We start from the raw sequence: 19,301 nt of genomic DNA on the forward strand, positions 1-19,301 counted from the left end.
CTAATAAAGCGGGGTAACTTTTTCAGAGAGGAGTGATGTTGTGCTGACAAATCGACAATTGCTCATTCTTCGAGCCATCATTGATGATTACATCCAGACGGCTCAGCCGGTCGGTTCGCGGACGTTGTCGAAACGGGACGATTTGACGTTTAGTTCAGCAACGATTCGGAATGATATGGCCGATTTGGAAGACATGGGGCTGATTGAAAAACCGCATACTTCTGCAGGTCGTATCCCGTCAGAGGTCGGCTATCGATATTATGTGGACCATCTCGTCGAGAAACAAATTATCGACGAACGGGAGACCGGTCGACTAGAAGAACGGTTAAAACAATCTTCAAAAGAGTCTGAAATCCTGATTCGACAAGCTGCAGATCTCCTTTCTGATTTGACCAATTATACGACGGTCGCCCTCGGTCCAAATAGCCAAATGGAAACGTTGGCCCGTGTGGACTTTATGCCATTAGACGAGCGGCGTGGTGTTGTTCTCATCGTCACGGATCAAGGTCATGTCGAGCATCGTACTGTCATGTTTGAATCGCGTGTCGCTCCAGACGTCATCGAGGAAACGATTCGACTACTGAACGACCGCCTTGTCGGAACGCCAATCGGACAATTGAAAATCCGTATCGGCGAAGAAGTTGCCAAATTGCAACTTGCTCAGCGACAGCAGTACGAGAACATGATGCAACTGATTCAATCAACGGTCGGAATACAGACGCCATCCTCACTCTATTTGGGTGGCAAGAAGAAAATCTTCAACCAACCCGAGTTTCAGACGCTCGACACGTTACGTCCATTCCTAGAATGGATTGATGAGCAAGAACGATTGACACACTGGCTCGAATCGTTGCCAAATCGCGAGATTTATGTGAGCATTGGGAGCGAGAACGGAATTGTCGCCCTTCAAAATTGTAGTGTCATCACCTCGGATTATACACTAGACGGAAAAACATTCGGTACAATCGCTATGATTGGTCCAACGCGTATGAATTACCGTCATGGTGTCCAAATGATGGGACAAATTATCGAAGCGTTGCGACGAACGAAACTAGATGAGTGACGGAAAGGAGTTTTACTATGACAGCAGATCACCAAAACGGGCATGAACAAGATGACGTGCTTGAAGAAAAATCTGTAGACTCGACACAAACAGAAGAGAATGAGTCGACTGAATCAAATGAAGATGAGGTTTTAAATGCTGAGATTGTGGAAGAAAGTTCTGAGGGGACGGACTTACAAAAAGAAATCGAAGCATTGAAAGCGAGCGAGCTTCGGATTCGTGCCGACTTTGACAACTTCCGTCGTCGGACGAACGAAGAGAACGCCAAACGCGTCAAGTTTGCTTCACAGTCTGTCATTGAAAAATTGATTCCGCTTATTGACAACTTTGAGCGTGCACTTCAAGTAAACGCAACTTCGGAGGATGCGAAGCAGATTCAATCAGGAGTCGATATGATTCATCGTCAACTGCTTGACGTATTAAATGCTGAGCAAGTCGAAGTGATTGAAGCAGTCGGACAGCCGTTCGACCCGAATTTCCATCAAGCAGTCATGCAAGAACCGAGCGATGAGTTCGAGTCAGGTATCGTGACGATGGAGCTTCAAAAAGGATATACGATGCACGGTCGAGTCATTCGCCCGAGCATGGTAAAAGTTGCAGAATAATACTACTTAACGAGACGGAGGAATAAACGATGGGTAAAATTATCGGTATTGACTTAGGGACAACAAACTCATGTGTGGCAGTAATGGAAGGTGGCGAAGCAGTCGTCATCTCGAACGCAGAAGGTAACCGTACGACTCCTTCGGTTGTTGCATTCAAAGGAGAAGAGCGTCAAGTAGGTGAGGTCGCGAAACGTCAGGCCATCACGAACCCGAATACGATCCAATCAATTAAACGTCACATGGGAACGTCACATACAGTCGACGTAGACGGCAAGAAATTCACACCACAAGAAATCTCGGCAATCATTTTGCAAAAGTTGAAAAAAGATGCTGAAGACTACCTCGGTGAAACAGTCACGGAAGCCGTCATCACAGTTCCTGCATACTTCAACGACGCGGAGCGTCAAGCGACAAAAGATGCTGGTAAGATTGCTGGTCTTGATGTCAAGCGAATCATCAACGAGCCAACAGCTGCGGCACTCGCTTACGGTCTTGATAAAGGCGAAGACCACACGATTTTGATCTATGACCTCGGTGGTGGTACGTTTGACGTTTCCATCCTTGAGCTTGGTGACGGTGTATTCGAAGTTGTCGCTACAGCTGGTGACAACCGTCTCGGTGGAGATGACTTCGACCAAAAAGTCATCGACTACCTCGTTGCAGAGTTCAAAAAAGAGAACGGCATCGACCTCGGCAAAGACAAGATGGCACTTCAACGTTTGAAAGATGCTGCTGAAAAAGCGAAGAAAGACCTTTCAGGTGTGACAAGTGCACATATCAGCCTTCCGTTCATCACAGCAGGTGAAGCAGGGCCACTCCACTTGGAGATGACACTCACACGTGCGAAATTTGAAGAATTGACGGCTGACCTTGTCGAACGCACAATGGAACCGACGCGCCGTGCCTTGAAAGACGCAGGACTCACACCATCTGACCTCGACAAGATCATTCTCGTTGGTGGTTCGACACGTATCCCTGCTGTTCAAAAAGCAATCCACGACTTCACGAAGAAAGAGCCGTTCAAAGGGGTAAACCCGGATGAAGTCGTTGCACTTGGTGCAGCAATTCAAGGTGGAGTTCTTGCTGGAGACGTGAAAGACGTCGTTCTTCTCGATGTGACTCCACTCTCACTTGGAATCGAGACAATGGGTGGCGTGATGACGAAACTCATCGATCGCAACACGACAATCCCAACATCGAAATCACAAGTGTTCTCGACTGCAGCCGATAACCAGCCTGCTGTTGACATCCACGTTCTTCAAGGGGAACGTCCGATGGCACCAGACAACAAGACACTTGGTCGCTTCCAATTGACGGATATTCCACCAGCACCACGTGGTGTGCCACAAATCGAAGTTAAATTCGATATCGATGCAAACGGAATCGTTCACGTATCGGCGAAAGACCTCGGTACGAACAAAGAACAATCGATCACAATCCAATCATCTTCAGGTATCGATGAAGCTGAAATCGAGCGTATGGTGAAAGAAGCCGAAGCGAACGCAGAAGCAGATAACAAACGTAAAGAAGAAGCAGAACTTCGCAACGAAACAGACCAACTCGTCTTCGCGACAGACAAGGCGATCAAAGATCTTGGTGAGCAAGTAGAAGAGGCGGACAAAGAAAAAGCAGAAGCTGCGAAAGAAAAAGCGAAAACTGCTCTCGAAGGTTCAGACCTTGAGGCGATCCGTACAGCCAAAGACGAATTGTCAGCTGTCGTTCAAGAGTTGACGCAAAAAGTATATGCTAAAATGGCTGAACAGCAAGGTGCTGAAGGCGCAGAACCACAAGCGGAAGCGAAACAGGACGATAATGTCGTGGACGCAGAGTTTGAGGATCTCGACGACCGTAAATAAACAGCCGTTGTAAAGGAGAGCGCCAAAGCAGGTTTCTGCTTTGGCTCTTTCCATGTTAAGGTAGAATCGGTAAAATCGATACGTAGTTAGTGAGGATAGGAGCGAGAATAGTGGCGAAACGAGATTATTATGAAGTGCTCGGGCTCGACAAGTCGGCCTCAGCACAAGACATCAAGCGGGCATATCGAAAATTAGCCCGTCAATATCACCCGGACATCAACCAAGAAGCAGATGCTGCCGACAAGTTCAAAGAGATTGGTGAAGCGTATGAAGTACTCTCAGACGAACAGAAACGGGCCCAGTATGACCGATTCGGTTTCGAAGGGGCCAATCAGTTCGGAGGAGGCGGTGACTTCCAAGGCGGCTTCGGAGATATCTTTGACATGTTTTTTGGAGGTGGTGGGCGCCGTCAAGATCCGAATGCTCCACGTCGCGGTGAAGACTACCAGTACGTCGTCGATCTCGACTTTATGGAAAGTGTCACAGGTAAAACAGAGACGATTGAACTCGAAATCGAAGTAGAATGTGACACGTGTATGGGAAGTGGAGCAAAACCGGGCACGAAACCGGAAACGTGTAATCGATGTGGCGGTAGCGGCGTCGAAACGGTCGAACAGAACACGATTCTCGGTCGTATGGTCAATCAGCGTCCATGTAGCCAGTGTCACGGAAGTGGTAAGACGATTAAAGAAAAATGTCCGACGTGCCATGGCTCAGGTCATGTGAAGAAGAAACAAACCGTCGAGGTCAAAATCCCAGCCGGTATCGATAACGGTCAACAGATTCGTCTCTCTGGTAAAGGTGGTCCAGGCGTGAACGGTGGTCCAGCAGGAGACTTATACGTCGTCGTTCGTGTCAGAGCACATGAGATTTTTGAACGTGTCGACCAACACATCGCAATGGATATGCCAATTACATTCGCCCAGGCTGCTCTCGGTGCGGAAATCGAAGTACCAACAGTTCACGGGAATGTGAGCTTGAAAGTACCTGCAGGGACACAAACCGGTTCGAAATTCCGTTTACGCGGTAAAGGAATGCCGAGTGTTCGTGGTGGTGCAAATGGTGACCAGTATGTCAGTGTCATCGTGATGACGCCGAAAAACATGACAGACCGTCAAAAAGAGTTACTGCGTGAATTTGAAGAAATTAGCGGAGAGTCCGGTGTCGAAGAGGAACATGGCATGTTCCAAAAAATGAAAAAGTTCTTTAGTCACTAAAAGGAGTGTGTACGAACGATGAAATGGTCTGAAATTTGTGTCCACACGACACAACTTGCGGTAGAAGCAGTATCCAATTTACTACACGAAGTGGGGGCACAAGGTGTCGTCATCGAGGACGTGGAAGATTTCGACAGAATGATGGCGGAGGACCATTTCGGAGAAATTTGGGACGTTTCGGATCGTGAAACGTATCCAACTTCTGGCGTACACGTCAAAGCGTATGTCCCGGCCTCAGGTGATTTTCAAGATTTACTTTCGAATCTTAAAAAAGAAATCGAACGACTTCGCACGATGCTCGACATCGGATCTGGAGACGTCTCGGTCGCTGAAATCGATGAAGAGGACTGGGCACACTCTTGGAAGCAGTATTATAAGCCGGTAAAGATTTCGCAACAACTAACCATCGTTCCTTTATGGGAAGAGTACACCCCGCAGCCGGAAGAGAATGTGATTTTGCTTGACCCGGGTATGGCGTTTGGCACAGGAACGCATCCGACGACAATGCTCTGCATTCAAGCGATTGAGAACTACATCCAGGAAGGTGACCGTGTCATTGATGTCGGTACAGGATCGGGTGTATTGTCGATTGCAGCAGCAAAACTTGGTGCAACGAAGGTAAAGGCACTAGACTTAGACTCGGTCGCAGTCGAAGCTGCTCGTCAAAACGTTGAGACGAACGGAGTGGGCGAACTCGTTCAAGTGGACACAGGTGATCTTCTGAAAGGTGTGGAAGGCGAGTACGATTTAGTCGTAGCGAACATTCTTGCTGACGTCATTCTCCTTTTCATCGAAGACGCCTATGCACGTACGAAGTCAGGTGGGCGCTTCATCACCTCTGGAATTATCGGAGAGAAGCGGGCTGAAGTGACGAATGCTTTGGTCGCTGCTGGATTTGAGATTGAAGAGACGCGCGTGATGGAAGACTGGGTCGCGATTATCGCCAAGAAGGGGTAAGTTATGCAACGTTATTTTTTGACAAAAGAAGCCTTTAAAGGCGAAGCGGTGATCCTTCCTTCAGACGTGGTCCACCACATCGGTACAGTCTTACGACAAGGTCCTGGATATGAGATGGTCCTGTTGGATGGTACAGGTGTTGAGTATGCCTGTGTCGTGACATCGCTTGAGAAGAAGAGCGGGGAAGCGAAAGTCACGTCATCGCGACAGGCGACGACTGAGTTGCCAATCGAGGTGACTTTGGCGTATGCACTCCCGAAAGGGGACAAAGTCGAGCTCGTCGCCCAAAAAGCGACGGAGCTTGGCGTTCACCATCTGTTGTTGTTCGAATCAGCGCGCTCTGTCGCCAAATGGGATGGGAAAAAAGCTCCGAAAAAAGTGGAGCGGATTCAAAAGATTATGCAAGAAGCGGCTGAACAATCCTATCGTGCCGTAGTACCGACGTGTTCCTACATCTCTCCGAAAGAGCTTCATCAGAAAATGGAGGGCTATGATGCCGTCATCATCGCGTATGAAGAGTCGGCAAAAGAAGGGGAACAGTCTGCTTTCGCACAACTGTTGACTCAACTGAAACCGAAACAACGCTTTCTCGTCATCACGGGACCTGAAGGTGGATTCGATATGAATGAAATCAATCAATGGACTCAGGCTGGAGCGACTGCATGTGCATTTGGACCACGCATTCTTCGGTCTGAAACGGCGCCGCTTTATGCATTATCTGCGATTTCTTTCGCGCTTGAACTCAACAAATGACATGAAAAACGGATGACCTGATTGAGGTCATCCGTTTTTTGTATCGCTTATTTTTTGTTAATTGTAATTACTTTTTTCGTGACGTTCCCGGCAAGGTCGGTCACTTCGAACGTGAAGGTATTCTTTCCTTTCGCTGTCACTGGAAGTGTGATTGTTCCCGTGCGTGAGAATGCACGCATCGCGTATGGTTCTTTCAACGTATAGTTCCATTTCAAGTCCCCGTTGACCCGAAGCTTGATTTCGTCGAAGTTATCCTTTACTTGAACTTTCACGTTTACAGACTTCTGTTTAGCCGATACGTTCTTCGGTACGTTTGTCACCGACAATGTTGCTTTCGTTGAGTCGACAAAGATTGGGCGGACGAAGTTCGTCACGTTCCCAGCAGTGTCTTCTGCGACAAAGCGGACTTTGTGGAAACCATCCTTATATGTGCGTGTCGTATTGAACGTATATTGTTTCGCTGACACGTCATATTTGAGTGGTACGTCGACCCCGTCTACCGTGAACGATGCGATTTCAGAGGCATCCTTGATTTGACCGATCAATGGAACGATGGATGTACCGTAAGGAGACAAGGCGAGTGGTGCATCGACAAAGATACCAGGTTTGGCCGCATCATTTTCTGTTGAAACATTTCGAGTGATCACGTTCCCGGCATTGTCTGACACACGAACTGAAAGCTGATCTGTAGTCTCGAGCGGCTGTTCAAGTGTGAAGTTCGCTGAAGCTTTCGCTTCTTTTGCCACGACTTTCCCGTTGATGAGGAATTCGATACCGTTGATTCCAGCAAAGTCATCCGACGCTTTGACGCTTGCTACGTTGTCGTCCCAACGAAGCGTGAAGCGTGGGTCTGTGTAATCTACTTTGACAGGGATGCGCATCGTTTGAGCTTGTTTCTTCATGTAATCGATGCTTGCTTCGATTTCATAGTAATATGTGCCTTTTGGCGCCATCTTCCCATTCAATTTTCCGTCCCAAGCGTTATCCGCTGCGTAATAGTAATAATCACCACTTCCACCATCGAAGTAGTTCTTTCTCAATTCGTCTTCCATCTTGAGGGTGCGAAGGACGTTCCCTTTCTCATCTACGACGCGATATTTGATGTCTTTCGCATTGCGTAATAGCGAGAAGACTGGAGTAGCCGTATCTTTCGACCCGTCTCCGTCCGGTGAAATGGCAACCGCTTCGCTAGCCACAGATTCATCTAGTTTTTCACCTAAGTAGTTTCCTTCTGCATCCACCAATCCAGAGACGCCATAGAATGCGCCTTCTCCATAGATTGTCTCGTCAAAGATCGGCGCTTTGCCCCAATCCCCTTCAAATCCGACGATTGGAACGACGAGAGATGGATGACCATCTGTACCGCGCGGATCAGTCAAACGAAGGAATCCGTCGACGAAATAGCCGTTCTCAAAGACAGATTTAGCGGATACAGTGCCTTCCAATGTTTCAGGATTCAACACTTTTGCTTTCGAGACATCGATTGAAACGTTAATTTCCTTCTTCTGTTTTGCTTTCAACGTGACTTTACTTGTGTTTGATCCGTTAATTTTAATGATCGCTTGTTGAAGTGCTTGCGCTTCCATCGCATTTTGAACGATTCCGTCTTTGTTTTTGACAGCGAGATCCGTTTGCAACGATGCGGCTACATCATAAGTTAACGATTCAGTCGACGTGTTCTCGACGACGATCGTGAACGATGCTTTGCTCTTCGACAACTCTTTTAAAGCGACTTTTGCTTCTTTTGTCGACTTCTCATATGCGACAGCAGGAGAGGTGACGGCTGCATGCAATTGCATGAGACCTGCTCCGGCCCGACGTGGTGAGTATGGGAGTGATTGTTTCAATTCTTGGTTATACGGTCCGATATCTGTGACAGGCTTCGACGTGTTGAGTAACAAGTTTTTCGCCATCGTGACACGTGCTTTTCCACTCAATTTGAAGTCACGGTCCACACGCTCAAGGACGAGGGCCGCCCCTCCGGCAACGTGTGGTGCTGCCATCGATGTTCCGCTCATCAACCCATATTGGTTATCGTTGAACGTAGAGAAAATTTGGCCACCTGGAGCAGAAAGCTCTGGCTTGAAGTCAAGGTTCGGTGTGACGCCCCACGATGTGAAATCAGACATCGCACCGGCTGAACGGTTATTGACACTGATGCGGTCACCGGCAAACGTCACTTGAAGCGGACCGTCTGCTAACTTGTCTTTCAGTTCATTCCCGTCCTGGATGCTGAGTGAAGCCATCGGAATTTGAGGTTGATCGAGAGCCATCGAGACATAATCGCCGTGACCGACCGCACCACGTACGATGACACCTGCTGCGCCTTGCGCTTCAGCTGTTTTTTGGATCTGCGAGTAGAAGTAACCGCCGTCGCGAACAGCAAGGACGAGTTTTCCTTTTACGTCCTTTCCTTCATAATTCTCCGGTTGTCCGTCTCCGACATATACGATGTCGTATGTTCCTTCTTTGAAGGCAGGGCCGTCTTGTTTCTTCCATCCAATCTTCTCATCACCGACTCGGAATGCATCCAATTGAATTTGATCGTTCTCAAGAGAGGCGACCGATGTAGACGCTTGACTGACACTCGGTGCCCCAACGACGCCCGTATCTGGGTTTGAAGCAGTCGGCAAGTCAAATCCGTGACCGAAGTATGCGGAGTTCCCAGCAGAAATCGACATAAAGATGCCGTTGTCGACAGCACGTTGAACGGCTTGTTGCTCTGGAGAATCGGCATCGACGAAACCGGCTGTTGATCCGAGGCTCATGTTGATGACGTCAGCACCGAGTTTAATGGCATCATCAATTGCTTTGATATAGATATCTCCATATGTAGACGCATAGTTCGGGTCGTTACTGAATACTTTCAATCCCAAAATTTGTGCTTCCGGTGCGACACCTTTGATCCCACCGTTTTCTAAGTCACCGTTTGCGGCAACTGTACCGGAAACGTGCTGTCCGTGCATGGAAGCGCCAGGTGAATCATCTTTGATGTCATTGTTCTCATCGTAGTAGTTATATGCGTATGGAACTTTCTCGTTGACGTATTCGCCTGGGAGACCGAACGATGTGATGGCTTGATTGATCTCAGATTGAGTCAACTCTGCCGTTTTGGCGTCTGTGATCTTATAATCCCGGTGCTCAGGGTCGATTCCAGAATCGATGACGGCGACGACAGTACCTTCTCCGGCAAACCCGTAATCTCCCCACGTTTGTTCGGCTTGAACCATGCCATTACTCGTGATCATATCCGGTTTGACTTCTGGGCGCTCATACTCGTTGACAATGTGAACGGTCGCCACTTCAGGTAATGCTTCGACTTTGGCGATTTCACTTGTAGACAAGAATGTAGAGAAGCCATTAAAGACGGTCGTGAATTCTTCAATCGGTGTAGCCGTTACGCCTTGTTTCTTCAAGGCGGACTTGGCACGTTTTTGTTCTGATTGAACAGATTGTTGTGCCTTATTTTGCTCTGATTTCGACAATTCATTAAATTTCTTTCCTTTTTGAGCGGCTTCGGCAATGGCAGGATCCCCGACGAGCTCTACAACGACCCGAACTTTTTTCTGTTTTTTCTCAAGAACCAATTTCGGTTTAACGGAAGCTTCTGCTGAAACAGAAGTTGTTCCAGCTTGAATCAGTGCAGGTGACAAGGCGATGCATGTGGCGAGTGAAGCGTTTAAATAGATTTTTTTTCGTGACAACGTATGGACCCCCTAAAATTTGTTATTACCTGTAAAAAATAAAACATAGACTTACATTGAGAATTATCATATCGCTATTCAGATAAAAAAGAGTGGATTTATTTGTAAAATAGGTAAGTGTTTTTGCACAAATTTTAATGTTCTGACAATTACTAAAGACCTAACACATAAGACCTATATCCAATTGCATATGATGCGTGAATCTAGCGAATGACTTGAAATGAATAAAAAAACCTGTTAATGTAACGTTAAAGTTAAATACCAATAAAACATATCAAATTAGTAAGAATTAAGATTGGGGTAGCGATATGAACTTACCATTCATGGACATCTTTAAGGATTGGGCAAAGGATTATGATACGACGGTCGAGGGGCATGATGAGCAATATCACGAAGTGTTCATCGGATATGAGCAAATGCTCGATGAGGTTGCCCTACATGTCGAAGGAAGGGTACTTGAGTTTGGTGTCGGAACAGGAAACTTGAGCAGTCGAATTATAAAAGGGCATCCGTTGATGGCGATTGAACCGTCGCCGGAAATGCGACAAATTGCTATTGAAAAGTTGGGGATTGAAGTACTCGAAGGTGATTTTCTCCGATATCCGAAGTTATCACATGTAGATACGATCGTATCGTCATATGCTTTTCACCACTTGACAGATTCTGAAAAGGCCACGGCCATTGGTCGATATGTCGAAGACTGGGAACACCCGAAGTTCGTGTTGCTTGATACGATGTTTGAGTCACCAGCAGCTCGTCAGGACATCATCGATTGGGCGACTGCGAAAGGGTACTCGGACCTCGTCGAAGATTTAAATCGTGAATACTATCCATATACGTCAACGATTCGTTCCATGTTAGAAGAGAACGGATACAACGTGACGATGACGCAGAAAAACAAGTTTGTCTGGCTCGTAATAGCCACTAAATAACGAGGAGGAATTACTCATGAAAACATATAATGTTGAAAGTTTTAACTTGGATCATACGAAAGTACAGGCGCCTTTTGTCCGTTTAGCTGGTGTGAAAGAGGGAACAGCAGACACGATTTATAAATACGATATTCGTTTCATTCAACCGAACGAAGGACTCATGCCGATGCGCGCGGTTCATTCACTTGAGCATTTGATTGCCGAGAACAGTCGCAATCATTCTGAAGACATCGTCGATATCTCGCCGATGGGTTGCCAGACAGGCTTCTATTGGACGATGCTCAATGATGGGAACTACGAACGAATGCTTGACCTCGTGGAAGCGACGCTGCGTGATGCGATGAACGCTGAGGAACTACCGGCGCAAAACCTTGTTCAATGTGGGAATGCGAATCATCATGATTTCGAAGGTGCCAAAAAATTAGCGGCAGACATGCTCGCAAAACGAGATGAATGGCATATCGTCTTCAAGGACGAGGCATAAGATGATTGTCCGTGACGTCTATGAACTCATCGGAGACACACCGCTCATTGAACTTCAAACGCTTCCTGTACCAGCGAATGTAAAAGTGTACGGGAAGCTCGAGATGATGAATCCAGGTGGGAGTGTTAAAGACCGACTCGGGATGAATTTGATTGAACGGGCGATCGAGCGTGGCGATGTGGCACCCGGTGGAACGGTGATCGAACCGACAGCAGGCAATACGGGGATCGGGCTTGCGCTCGCTTGCCAACGATTCGGGATTCGCCTCATGACGGTCACTCCTGAAAAATTCAGTCAAGAGAAGCAGGCATTGATGCGACTGCTCGGAGCAACAGTCGTCAACACGCCGACGGAACTCGGCATGAAGGGCGCAATCGCACATGCCATTGAGTTGGCTAAAGAACATGACGCCTATGTCCCAGAACAGTTCTCGAACCCGGATAACCCGGATGCTTACGTCGACATCCTTTCCCATGAGTTGTTGAAAGATGTGCCACAAATTGACGTATTTGTAGCGGGAGCGGGGTCAGGTGGAACATTCACCGGTGTCGCCAAATCATTAAAGCCACTTGGAACGAAAACTGTCGTCGTGGAGCCGGTCGGTTCCATTTTGAATGGCGGTGAACCAGGACCACATAAAACAGAAGGAATCGGCGTCGAAAAATGGCCACCCTTTTTGGAGAGGGCTTACGTCGATGCGATTCATACCATTACAGATGAGGAAGCCTTCTACTACGTGGCACATTTAGCGAAACAGGAAGGTTTGCTCATCGGTAGTTCTTCAGGGGCTGCCATTGCAGCATGTGTAAAAGAAGCGAATCAATTAACGGAAGGCACGATTGTCACCATCTTGCCTGATAGTGCAGAACGATATTTAAGTCAAGGAATTGTCAAGGAGGCAGAACATGCGTACAAAGACAGCACTCATTCACGGCGGTAAAACGACGGACCCGTTGACAGGGGCCGTCACGCCACCGATTTATCAAACGAGCACGTATAAGCAAGACGGGATTGGTAACTTGCGGGAAGGGTACGAATACTCACGTTCAGCAAACCCGACACGGACGGCATTAGAGACATTGATTGCCGACATCGAAGGCGGTGTGCAAGGATTTGCATTCGGATCTGGGATGGCAGCCATCTCGACGGTGCTTATGTTATTGAAATCTGGAGACCACGTCATCGTCGGGTCTGATGTATATGGAGGAACGTACCGTGTATTCAATCGAGTATTTCAGTCACGAGGCTTGGAAGCAACTTTTGTCGATACATCCGATGAAGCAGCGGTTCGGGATGCGCTTCAAGCGAACACGAAAATGATTTATGTCGAGACCCCGACAAATCCTCTCTTGAACGTGACGGACATTCGGGCGATGCGTACGATTGCCGATGAAGCAGATGTGTTACTCGTCGTGGACAATACGTTTATGACCCCTTACTTCCAAAATCCGATTGATCTTGGTGCAGACTACGTCCTTCACAGTGCCACAAAGTACTTAGGCGGACATAGTGACGTCGTAGCGGGACTTGTTGTCGCGCGAACGGAAGAGCAGGGCGAAGCTTTGGCGTTTCTTCAAAACTCTGTTGGCGCAGTCCTTGGACCACAAGATAGCTTCCTTGTTGTACGGGGAATCAAGACGTTGGCTGTTCGGATGGAAGAGATTGAATCGAATGCACGTGCATTGGTTGAATTCCTTCAGTCGAACGAGTCTGTATCACGCGTGCTCCATCCAAGTGTATCCAGTGAGGAAGCGAAGCGGATTCATTTATCGCAGGCACGTGGATTCGGTGGGATGATCGCATTTGATGTCGGTTCAGCGGAAGCGGCAGAAATGATGGTAGCGAAGACGAAATACTTCACGCTCGCAGAAAGTTTAGGAGCGGTTGAGAGTTTGATTAGTGTTCCGGCACGCATGACACATGCCTCGATTCCAGCCGAACGCAGAGCGGAACTTGGCATCACCGATGGGCTCGTCCGTATTTCGGTCGGACTTGAGGACATTGATGACTTGATCGAAGACTTGGCACAAGCATTAACAGCAATTGAACAAGTGAACCAATAAACGGTCAGGGCGCGATTTCGCGCCTTTTTTTCATGAAACAAAAGTCTTGTATCGGGAGTCTTTCATCGACTAAACTGTCTTTAACTTGTAAGAGAGCGGGTGAACGTGTGAATAAGGGAGTATGGACGACAATCGGGGCGTACGTCATGTGGGGCGTCCTTCCGATTTATTGGAAATTTTTGCAAGAAGTACCGAGCGGTCAAATTTTAGCACATCGAATCGTTTGGTCATTTTTATTTATTCTACTCGTTCTGAGATGGACAAATCAGTGGAAAGAGTTCGGTTACGCACTTCGACATCCGGCTACACGAAACGCATTCATGTTGAACGGATTCATCGTCAGTGCCAACTGGTTTGTATACATATGGGCTGTCAATCACGGATATATCATTGAAGCTTCTCTCGGGTACTACATCAATCCTCTCGTCAGTATGGTGTTAGGGGTGCTCGTCTTTCGGGAATCATTAAATCGAGTCCAATGGATGGCCGTTGGGATTGCATCAATTGGCGTCCTCGTTTTGACGTTAGGATACGGCACGTTCCCATGGATTTCATTCGTCTTGGCGAGTACGTTCGGATTCTATGGAATGGTGAAGAAACGACGTCCTCTTGCTTCTACGGTCAGCCTAGGAATTGAAACGCTGGCGGTGGTCCCGGTGGCATTGCTCTTCCTAGGAAATCAAGTTGTCACCGACAATATTGCGTATAACATGTCGCCTGTCATTTGGATCGCCCTTCTTGGAACGGGCGTGGTCACGGCGTTACCTCTTCTCCTGTTTGGGTACGGTGCACAACATATCCCGTTCACGCTTGTCGGGTTTCTTCAATTTATCGCACCGACACTTAGCTTGATTATCGGGGTCGTCATGTACCATGAACCGTTCACGGCATACCATGTCTTTGCCTTCACCTGCATTTGGCTCGCTATTTTCTTCTTTAGTTGGAACAGTTGGGTCGTCGCTCGTAAACGTCGTCAGTTGATTTAGATTTGAAAGCTGTTACATCTCATCAAAACATGGTAATATGTTAGATGTCAGACTTATTTGTCAGAGGAGGAAATGAATCATGGAATTAGCCCGTTATATCGACCACACAGCTTTAAAGGCTGAAACAACAAAAGATCAAATTACAACACTTTGTGCAGAAGCGCTCGAATACAAATTCGCAAGCGTTTGTGTCAACCCGACATGGGTCAAATATGCAGCAGAACAACTCAAGTCAGATGATGATGTCAAAGTATGTACAGTCATCGGTTTCCCACTTGGTGCAAACACACCTGAGGTAAAAGCATTTGAAACAAAAGATGCGATTGCCAATGGAGCAGATGAAGTAGACATGGTCATCAACATCGCAGCACTCAAAGATGCTGACTACGATCTCGTAGAACGTGACATCCGTGCGGTTGTCGAAGCGGCAAACGGTACACTCGTCAAAGTCATCTTCGAAACATGCATGCTTACAAAAGAAGAAATCAAAAAAGCTGCCGAACTTTCAGTGAAAGCTGGAGCAGACTTCGTCAAAACATCGACTGGTTTCTCGACTGGTGGCGCGACAGTTGAAGACATTCGCCTCATGCGTGAGACGGTCGGACCTGACATCGGCGTAAAAGCTTCAGGTGGCGTCCGTGACTTCGAAGGTGCGAAAGCGATGATCGATGCTGGTGCGACACGTATCGGTGCTTCAGCAGGTATCGCGATTGTCACTGGTGGACGTTCAGACAGCGACTATTAATAAGTGGTTGACCACACGACTTAATTTCACTATAATATGATATGACGTGTGAAACACGTTTCCTTAGTCGTGTAATTCGGAGGGAGGGAAAACTAGTGGAAACTCGTGTCCGTAAAAACGAATCGCTTGAAGACGCTCTTCGTCGTTTCAAACGCGGTGTTTCGAAAGATGGCACACTTGCCGAAGTTCGTAAACGTCGTCACTACGAAAAGCCAAGCGTAAAACGTAAATTGAAATCAGAAGCTGCGCGTAAGCGTAAGAAATTCTGATTCCAGTTTCATTTGTAGAGAGGGTGTTGGCTCATGAGTCTTCAAGAACGCTTGACGGACGACATGAAGCAAGCCATGCGCGCGAAACAAAAGGATCGTCTTACGACAATCCGGATGGTCAAAGCGTCGCTCCAAAATGAGGCTATCAAACTAGGTCGTCAAGATCTTACCGAGGAAGAGGAACTCACGGTGCTCAACCGAGAGATGAAACAGCGCAGAGACTCCCTCCGAGAATTCGAAAGCGCTGGTCGTGAAGACCTTGCTTCCAAAGTAGCAGAAGAGATTGTCGTCCTAGAAGCCTATATGCCTGAACAACTTTCAGAAGATGAAGTGACCGCCATCGTCCAAGCAGCAATTGCTCAAACGAATGCAACCGCTCCATCAGATATGGGTAAGGTGATGGGCGTCGTCATGCCGCAAGTCAAAGGCAAGGCAGACGGTGGTCTTGTGAACCGAATCGTCAAACAACAATTGACGAATTGATGAAAAAAGCAGTTACTTTTCGGGAAACCGAAAGTTTCTGCTTTTTTTTGCGTATTCTGAAACCACATTCAATCTTGTTTCGTATACACTAGAGATAGGAGATAGCTTTGAATTTGGAAGGGGGTAGCAAGACGATGACATTTGGTCTCGGAGTGATTCTGACAGTCTTTTTTGTCGGAGTCGTCCTTCTTGGAATTGAAGTGTTCGTAGCAGGGTTTGGATTGTTCGGTTTGCTTGGGATCGGAGCCGTCGTTGCGAGTTTGATTATGGCTGGTGCGACGATCGGTCAATTATGGCTATCAATTGGTCTAGCGGCAGCGGTACTAACAGGTCTCGGCTTTTGGGCATACCGTCGCTTGAGTACGAATCGTCCGCTCATTTATAAAGGGTTGATTTTGACGGATTCGACATCGACTGAAAAAGGCTACTTGTCCCACGAAGATCGAAAACAGCTTCTTGGGAAAGTGGGAGTCACCTTGACACCACTTCGCCCAGCCGGTACTGCCGAAATCGACGGAGAACGACTTGATGTCGTGACGGAAGGTGGCTATCTCGATCAGCAGACAAAAATTCAGGTTTATAAAGTGGATTCTGGACGGATTGTCGTTCGAAGCTTTGTAGAACCGAAGGAGGATGTAACAGAATGACACCAGAATTACTGACAACTTTACTCATTACAGGTGGAGGATTGATTGCACTTGCCGTATTCTTCACGTTCGTACCAGTCGGACTATGGATCAGTTCGTTTGCAGCGGGCGTCCACGTCTCGATTTTCACATTGATTGGAATGCGCCTTCGTCGCGTTATTCCTTCGAAAATCGTGAACCCGTTGATTAAAGCGGTTAAAGCAGGAATTGAATTAAACACGAACCAACTTGAGAGTCACTTCTTGGCTGGTGGTAACGTAGACCGCGTTGTGAACGCATTGATTGCGGCGCACCGTGCGAATATTGAATTGTCATTCGAACGGGCTGCTGCCATCGATTTGGCAGGACGTAACGTCCTCGAGGCTGTACAGATGTCAGTTAACCCGAAAGTCATTGAAACGCCATTTATTGCGGGTGTCGCGATGGATGGGATTGAAGTGAAGGCGAAAGCACGCATTACCGTACGTGCGAATATCGATCGTCTCGTCGGTGGTGCGGGGGAAGAAACGATTATCGCCCGTGTCGGTGAAGGGGTCGTGTCGACAATCGGTTCACAAAACAACCACAAGCACGTACTAGAGAATCCGGATATGATTTCACGGACTGTCCTCACAAAAGGTTTGGATTCAGGAACAGCGTTTGAGATTCTTTCGATCGATATTGCCGACATCGATATCGGTAAGAACATCGGCGCGGTCTTGCAGACGGACCAAGCAGAAGCAGATAAGAAAATCGCTCAAGCGAAGGCGGAAGAACGTCGCGCGATGGCGATTGCGCGCGAACAAGAAATGAAATCTTCAGTAGAAGAAATGCGTGCGAAAGTTGTCGGTGCCGAAGCGGAAGTCCCACTCGCGATGGCAGAAGCGTTACGAAACGGAAAGCTTGGTGTCATGGATTACGTGAACTACTTGAACGTTCAAGCGGATACAGAAATGCGAAAAGCGATTGGGGCACCTGTCGATTCTGAATCAGATAATGAGTGATTGATATGGATGGACTATGGGTACTCTTGTTAGCCGCCTTCGGAATTGCCTCGGCAGTGATGAAAAGGCTCGAAAAATCATCGTCCTCTGGAGACCGTCCTCAAAGCAGTGAACTGAAACGCTATTTGGATTCGGTAGGGGACGTCATGAAAGAGATTGAAACGGCATTCGATGACTCGGACGAAAAACCGGCACCACAAAAGGTGAGGCGTCGAGTCGCTCGAACGGTAGAAGAACGACCGGCTCCACGTGAACGTCAAGTCGAGATGCCGAAAGTGAGCGCGCAATTCGAACAAGCGGTTAAAATTCCACCGATTCAAAAGGAAAAGAAACCGAGACAACTGAACGTTTCACAAAAGCGAATGCGGGAAGCTGTCATTTGGAGTGAGGTATTACAACCTCCTATCTCGAAACGGAAGAAGTGAACGGAAGGCAGTGACGTCATGTTACTGCCTTTTGCGCGTGGAAATTACGCGGTCTTTCTTTCACGATAGGCGTGATAGTGCTAAAGTAAAAGAGGAATAACCGATTTTAATGAGGGGGCAATGCATCCATTGATTATGACTGATAAAATACCATTCGTCATGGAACATGCGAACGAAGCACAAGCTTTACTCGGACCGAAAGATGAAGTGTTCCAGGCGATTGAAACAGAATTGAAAGTGGCACTCATCCCAAGGGGTGAGGAGTTGATTATTCAAGCCGATACACTTGAGGCTCTTGAATTAACGAAACAAGTGATTATCACCTTGCAGACGTTAGTGAAAAAAGGTGCACGTCTAAATGAAAGTGATGCCATTAGCGTCATCCAGCATATTCAAGTCGGAAAGGGAGATGAACTGCTCGAACATTATGAACGAGTTGTTTTTACGACGAATAAGGGGAAACCGATTCGTGCCAAGACAGTAGGTCAAAGCCGGTATGTTCGTGCGATTGAACGACGTGATCTCGTCTTTGGTATCGGACCAGCCGGAACAGGAAAGACGTACCTAGCTGTCGTACTTGCGGCTCGTGCCTTAAAAGAAGGGCAAGTCAAACGGATCATCTTGACGCGTCCTGCCGTTGAAGCGGGAGAGAACCTTGGATTTTTACCGGGAGATTTAAAAGAGAAAGTGGACCCATATCTCCGCCCATTATACGACGCCCTATTTGATGTGTATGGCGTGGAACAGACGAACCGTTTGTTAGAACGGGGCACGATTGAAGTGGCTCCGCTCGCTTATATGCGTGGACGCACGTTAGAAGATGCGTTCGTCATCTTGGATGAGGCCCAGAATACAACAAAAGAACAGATGAAGATGTTTTTGACGCGACTCGGTTTTGGATCGAAAATGGTGGTCACAGGGGATTTGACCCAAGTCGATTTACCGAAAGGCAAGGCATCGGGGTTACAGGAAGCGTTACGCCTGTTAGAAGGCGTGGATGGTATTCATTTTGAACACTTCAGTGCGTCTGACGTCGTCCGTCATCCGCTCGTTAAGAAAATCATCAACGCCTATAGTACGGACCTCACTTAAATGTACGTGTGAGGTCACCAGATCGTGAAAAGGGGGG

19 protein-coding genes are annotated in these 19,301 nt (G+C 47.5%); 18 read left to right on the top strand and 1 reads right to left on the bottom strand.

The features are described from left to right. Window positions 1-40 precede the first annotated feature (40 nt). From hrcA to IRJ25_RS04665, 6 genes are all read left to right on the top strand, one after another. Entirely contained in the window at window positions 41-1,063 is a 1,023-nt protein-coding gene (gene hrcA, locus IRJ25_RS04640) for a heat-inducible transcriptional repressor HrcA (RefSeq protein WP_159562506.1), read from the top strand. Window positions 1,064-1,080: 17 nt separating this feature from the next. Continuing rightward, window positions 1,081-1,668 carry a nucleotide exchange factor GrpE gene (grpE, locus tag IRJ25_RS04645; RefSeq protein WP_074036578.1) on the top strand — a complete coding sequence of 196 codons (588 nt, stop codon included), beginning with the start codon at window positions 1,081-1,083 and terminating at the stop codon, window positions 1,666-1,668. Between the two features lie 29 nt (window positions 1,669-1,697). Then, complete coding sequence (gene dnaK, locus IRJ25_RS04650; protein ID WP_159562505.1) at window positions 1,698-3,524, top strand: molecular chaperone DnaK; 1,827 nt, start codon at window positions 1,698-1,700, stop codon at window positions 3,522-3,524. 110 nt (window positions 3,525-3,634) lie between these two features. Continuing rightward, window positions 3,635-4,741 carry a molecular chaperone DnaJ gene (gene dnaJ / locus IRJ25_RS04655; protein WP_012726665.1) on the top strand — a complete coding sequence of 369 codons (1,107 nt, stop codon included), beginning with the start codon at window positions 3,635-3,637 and terminating at the stop codon, window positions 4,739-4,741. Window positions 4,742-4,759: 18 nt separating this feature from the next. Continuing rightward, window positions 4,760-5,698, top strand: a complete 939-nt coding sequence (gene prmA, locus IRJ25_RS04660; RefSeq protein ID WP_269317846.1) for a 50S ribosomal protein L11 methyltransferase — start codon at window positions 4,760-4,762, stop codon at window positions 5,696-5,698. A gap of 3 nt (window positions 5,699-5,701) precedes the next feature. After that, on the top strand, window positions 5,702-6,451 hold the full coding sequence (locus IRJ25_RS04665; protein ID WP_214781514.1) for a 16S rRNA (uracil(1498)-N(3))-methyltransferase: 750 nt from the start codon (window positions 5,702-5,704) through the stop codon (window positions 6,449-6,451). 47 nt (window positions 6,452-6,498) lie between these two features. Here IRJ25_RS04665 and IRJ25_RS04670 read toward each other — a convergent pair whose 3' ends face one another. After that, complete coding sequence (locus IRJ25_RS04670) at window positions 6,499-10,155, bottom strand: S8 family serine peptidase (protein WP_269317847.1); 3,657 nt, start codon at window positions 10,153-10,155, stop codon at window positions 6,499-6,501. A 308-nt stretch (window positions 10,156-10,463) separates the two neighbouring features. On the opposite strand from IRJ25_RS04670, the gene IRJ25_RS04675 reads away from it, so the two are divergent. The 12 genes from IRJ25_RS04675 (at window position 10,464) to IRJ25_RS04730 (ending at window position 19,264) form a co-directional block, all read left to right on the top strand. After that, complete coding sequence (locus IRJ25_RS04675) at window positions 10,464-11,087, top strand: class I SAM-dependent methyltransferase (protein WP_269317848.1); 624 nt, start codon at window positions 10,464-10,466, stop codon at window positions 11,085-11,087. Window positions 11,088-11,103: 16 nt separating this feature from the next. Next, the gene (locus IRJ25_RS04680) at window positions 11,104-11,571 is read left to right on the top strand and encodes an S-ribosylhomocysteine lyase (RefSeq protein ID WP_269317849.1); all 468 of its coding nucleotides are present in this window, start codon (window positions 11,104-11,106) and stop codon (window positions 11,569-11,571) included. Window position 11,572: 1 nt separating this feature from the next. Next, window positions 11,573-12,511 carry a PLP-dependent cysteine synthase family protein gene (locus IRJ25_RS04685; RefSeq protein WP_078147159.1) on the top strand — a complete coding sequence of 313 codons (939 nt, stop codon included), beginning with the start codon at window positions 11,573-11,575 and terminating at the stop codon, window positions 12,509-12,511. Then, a complete protein-coding gene (locus tag IRJ25_RS04690; RefSeq protein ID WP_269317850.1) occupies window positions 12,477-13,634 on the top strand; it encodes a bifunctional cystathionine gamma-lyase/homocysteine desulfhydrase in 1,158 nt (385 codons plus the stop codon). Before IRJ25_RS04685 ends, IRJ25_RS04690 begins: the two co-directional genes overlap by 35 nt. A 107-nt stretch (window positions 13,635-13,741) precedes the next feature. Further along, entirely contained in the window at window positions 13,742-14,620 is an 879-nt protein-coding gene (gene rarD / locus IRJ25_RS04695; RefSeq protein WP_074036593.1) for an EamA family transporter RarD, read from the top strand. Window positions 14,621-14,699: 79 nt separating this feature from the next. Further along, window positions 14,700-15,365: a deoxyribose-phosphate aldolase gene (gene deoC, locus IRJ25_RS04700; protein ID WP_012726656.1), complete on the top strand. Its 666-nt coding sequence runs from the start codon at window positions 14,700-14,702 to the stop codon at window positions 15,363-15,365. 74 nt (window positions 15,366-15,439) lie between these two features. Next, the gene (gene rpsU, locus IRJ25_RS04705) at window positions 15,440-15,634 is read left to right on the top strand and encodes a 30S ribosomal protein S21 (protein WP_029334745.1); all 195 of its coding nucleotides are present in this window, start codon (window positions 15,440-15,442) and stop codon (window positions 15,632-15,634) included. A 33-nt stretch (window positions 15,635-15,667) separates the two neighbouring features. Then, entirely contained in the window at window positions 15,668-16,117 is a 450-nt protein-coding gene (locus IRJ25_RS04710; RefSeq protein ID WP_214781507.1) for a GatB/YqeY domain-containing protein, read from the top strand. A gap of 134 nt (window positions 16,118-16,251) precedes the next feature. Then, complete coding sequence (locus IRJ25_RS04715; protein WP_031423231.1) at window positions 16,252-16,764, top strand: NfeD family protein; 513 nt, start codon at window positions 16,252-16,254, stop codon at window positions 16,762-16,764. After that, window positions 16,761-17,747 (top strand): flotillin-like protein FloA, encoded by a 987-nt coding sequence (gene floA / locus IRJ25_RS04720; protein ID WP_012726653.1) that lies wholly within the window; start codon window positions 16,761-16,763, stop codon window positions 17,745-17,747. Before IRJ25_RS04715 ends, floA begins: the two co-directional genes overlap by 4 nt. 5 nt (window positions 17,748-17,752) lie before the next feature. Further along, the gene (locus IRJ25_RS04725; protein WP_214781505.1) at window positions 17,753-18,172 is read left to right on the top strand and encodes a hypothetical protein; all 420 of its coding nucleotides are present in this window, start codon (window positions 17,753-17,755) and stop codon (window positions 18,170-18,172) included. A gap of 120 nt (window positions 18,173-18,292) precedes the next feature. Beyond that, window positions 18,293-19,264 carry a PhoH family protein gene (locus IRJ25_RS04730; protein ID WP_074036604.1) on the top strand — a complete coding sequence of 324 codons (972 nt, stop codon included), beginning with the start codon at window positions 18,293-18,295 and terminating at the stop codon, window positions 19,262-19,264. Window positions 19,265-19,301: the final 37 nt, after the last annotated feature.

Source organism: Exiguobacterium sp. KJ 601 (assembly GCF_027161185.1).
GTDB lineage: Bacteria > Bacillota > Bacilli > Exiguobacteriales > Exiguobacteriaceae > Exiguobacterium > Exiguobacterium profundum.

Excerpts from the sequence above, each read along its gene's own strand:
- grpE (WP_074036578.1), top strand. The coding sequence starts at position 1,081 with ATGACAGCAGATCACCAAAACGGGCATGAACAAGATGACGTGCTTGAA.
- dnaK (WP_159562505.1), top strand. The coding sequence starts at position 1,698 with ATGGGTAAAATTATCGGTATTGACTTAGGGACAACAAACTCATGTGTG.
- prmA (WP_269317846.1), top strand. The coding sequence starts at position 4,760 with ATGAAATGGTCTGAAATTTGTGTCCACACGACACAACTTGCGGTAGAA.
- IRJ25_RS04665 (WP_214781514.1), top strand. The coding sequence starts at position 5,702 with ATGCAACGTTATTTTTTGACAAAAGAAGCCTTTAAAGGCGAAGCGGTG.
- IRJ25_RS04675 (WP_269317848.1), top strand. The coding sequence starts at position 10,464 with ATGAACTTACCATTCATGGACATCTTTAAGGATTGGGCAAAGGATTAT.
- IRJ25_RS04680 (WP_269317849.1), top strand. The coding sequence starts at position 11,104 with ATGAAAACATATAATGTTGAAAGTTTTAACTTGGATCATACGAAAGTA.
- IRJ25_RS04685 (WP_078147159.1), top strand. The coding sequence starts at position 11,573 with ATGATTGTCCGTGACGTCTATGAACTCATCGGAGACACACCGCTCATT.
- IRJ25_RS04690 (WP_269317850.1), top strand. The coding sequence starts at position 12,477 with ATGCGTACAAAGACAGCACTCATTCACGGCGGTAAAACGACGGACCCG.
- deoC (WP_012726656.1), top strand. The coding sequence starts at position 14,700 with ATGGAATTAGCCCGTTATATCGACCACACAGCTTTAAAGGCTGAAACA.
- IRJ25_RS04710 (WP_214781507.1), top strand. The coding sequence starts at position 15,668 with ATGAGTCTTCAAGAACGCTTGACGGACGACATGAAGCAAGCCATGCGC.
- IRJ25_RS04715 (WP_031423231.1), top strand. The coding sequence starts at position 16,252 with ATGACATTTGGTCTCGGAGTGATTCTGACAGTCTTTTTTGTCGGAGTC.
- floA (WP_012726653.1), top strand. The coding sequence starts at position 16,761 with ATGACACCAGAATTACTGACAACTTTACTCATTACAGGTGGAGGATTG.
- IRJ25_RS04725 (WP_214781505.1), top strand. The coding sequence starts at position 17,753 with ATGGATGGACTATGGGTACTCTTGTTAGCCGCCTTCGGAATTGCCTCG.
- IRJ25_RS04730 (WP_074036604.1), top strand. The coding sequence starts at position 18,293 with ATGCATCCATTGATTATGACTGATAAAATACCATTCGTCATGGAACAT.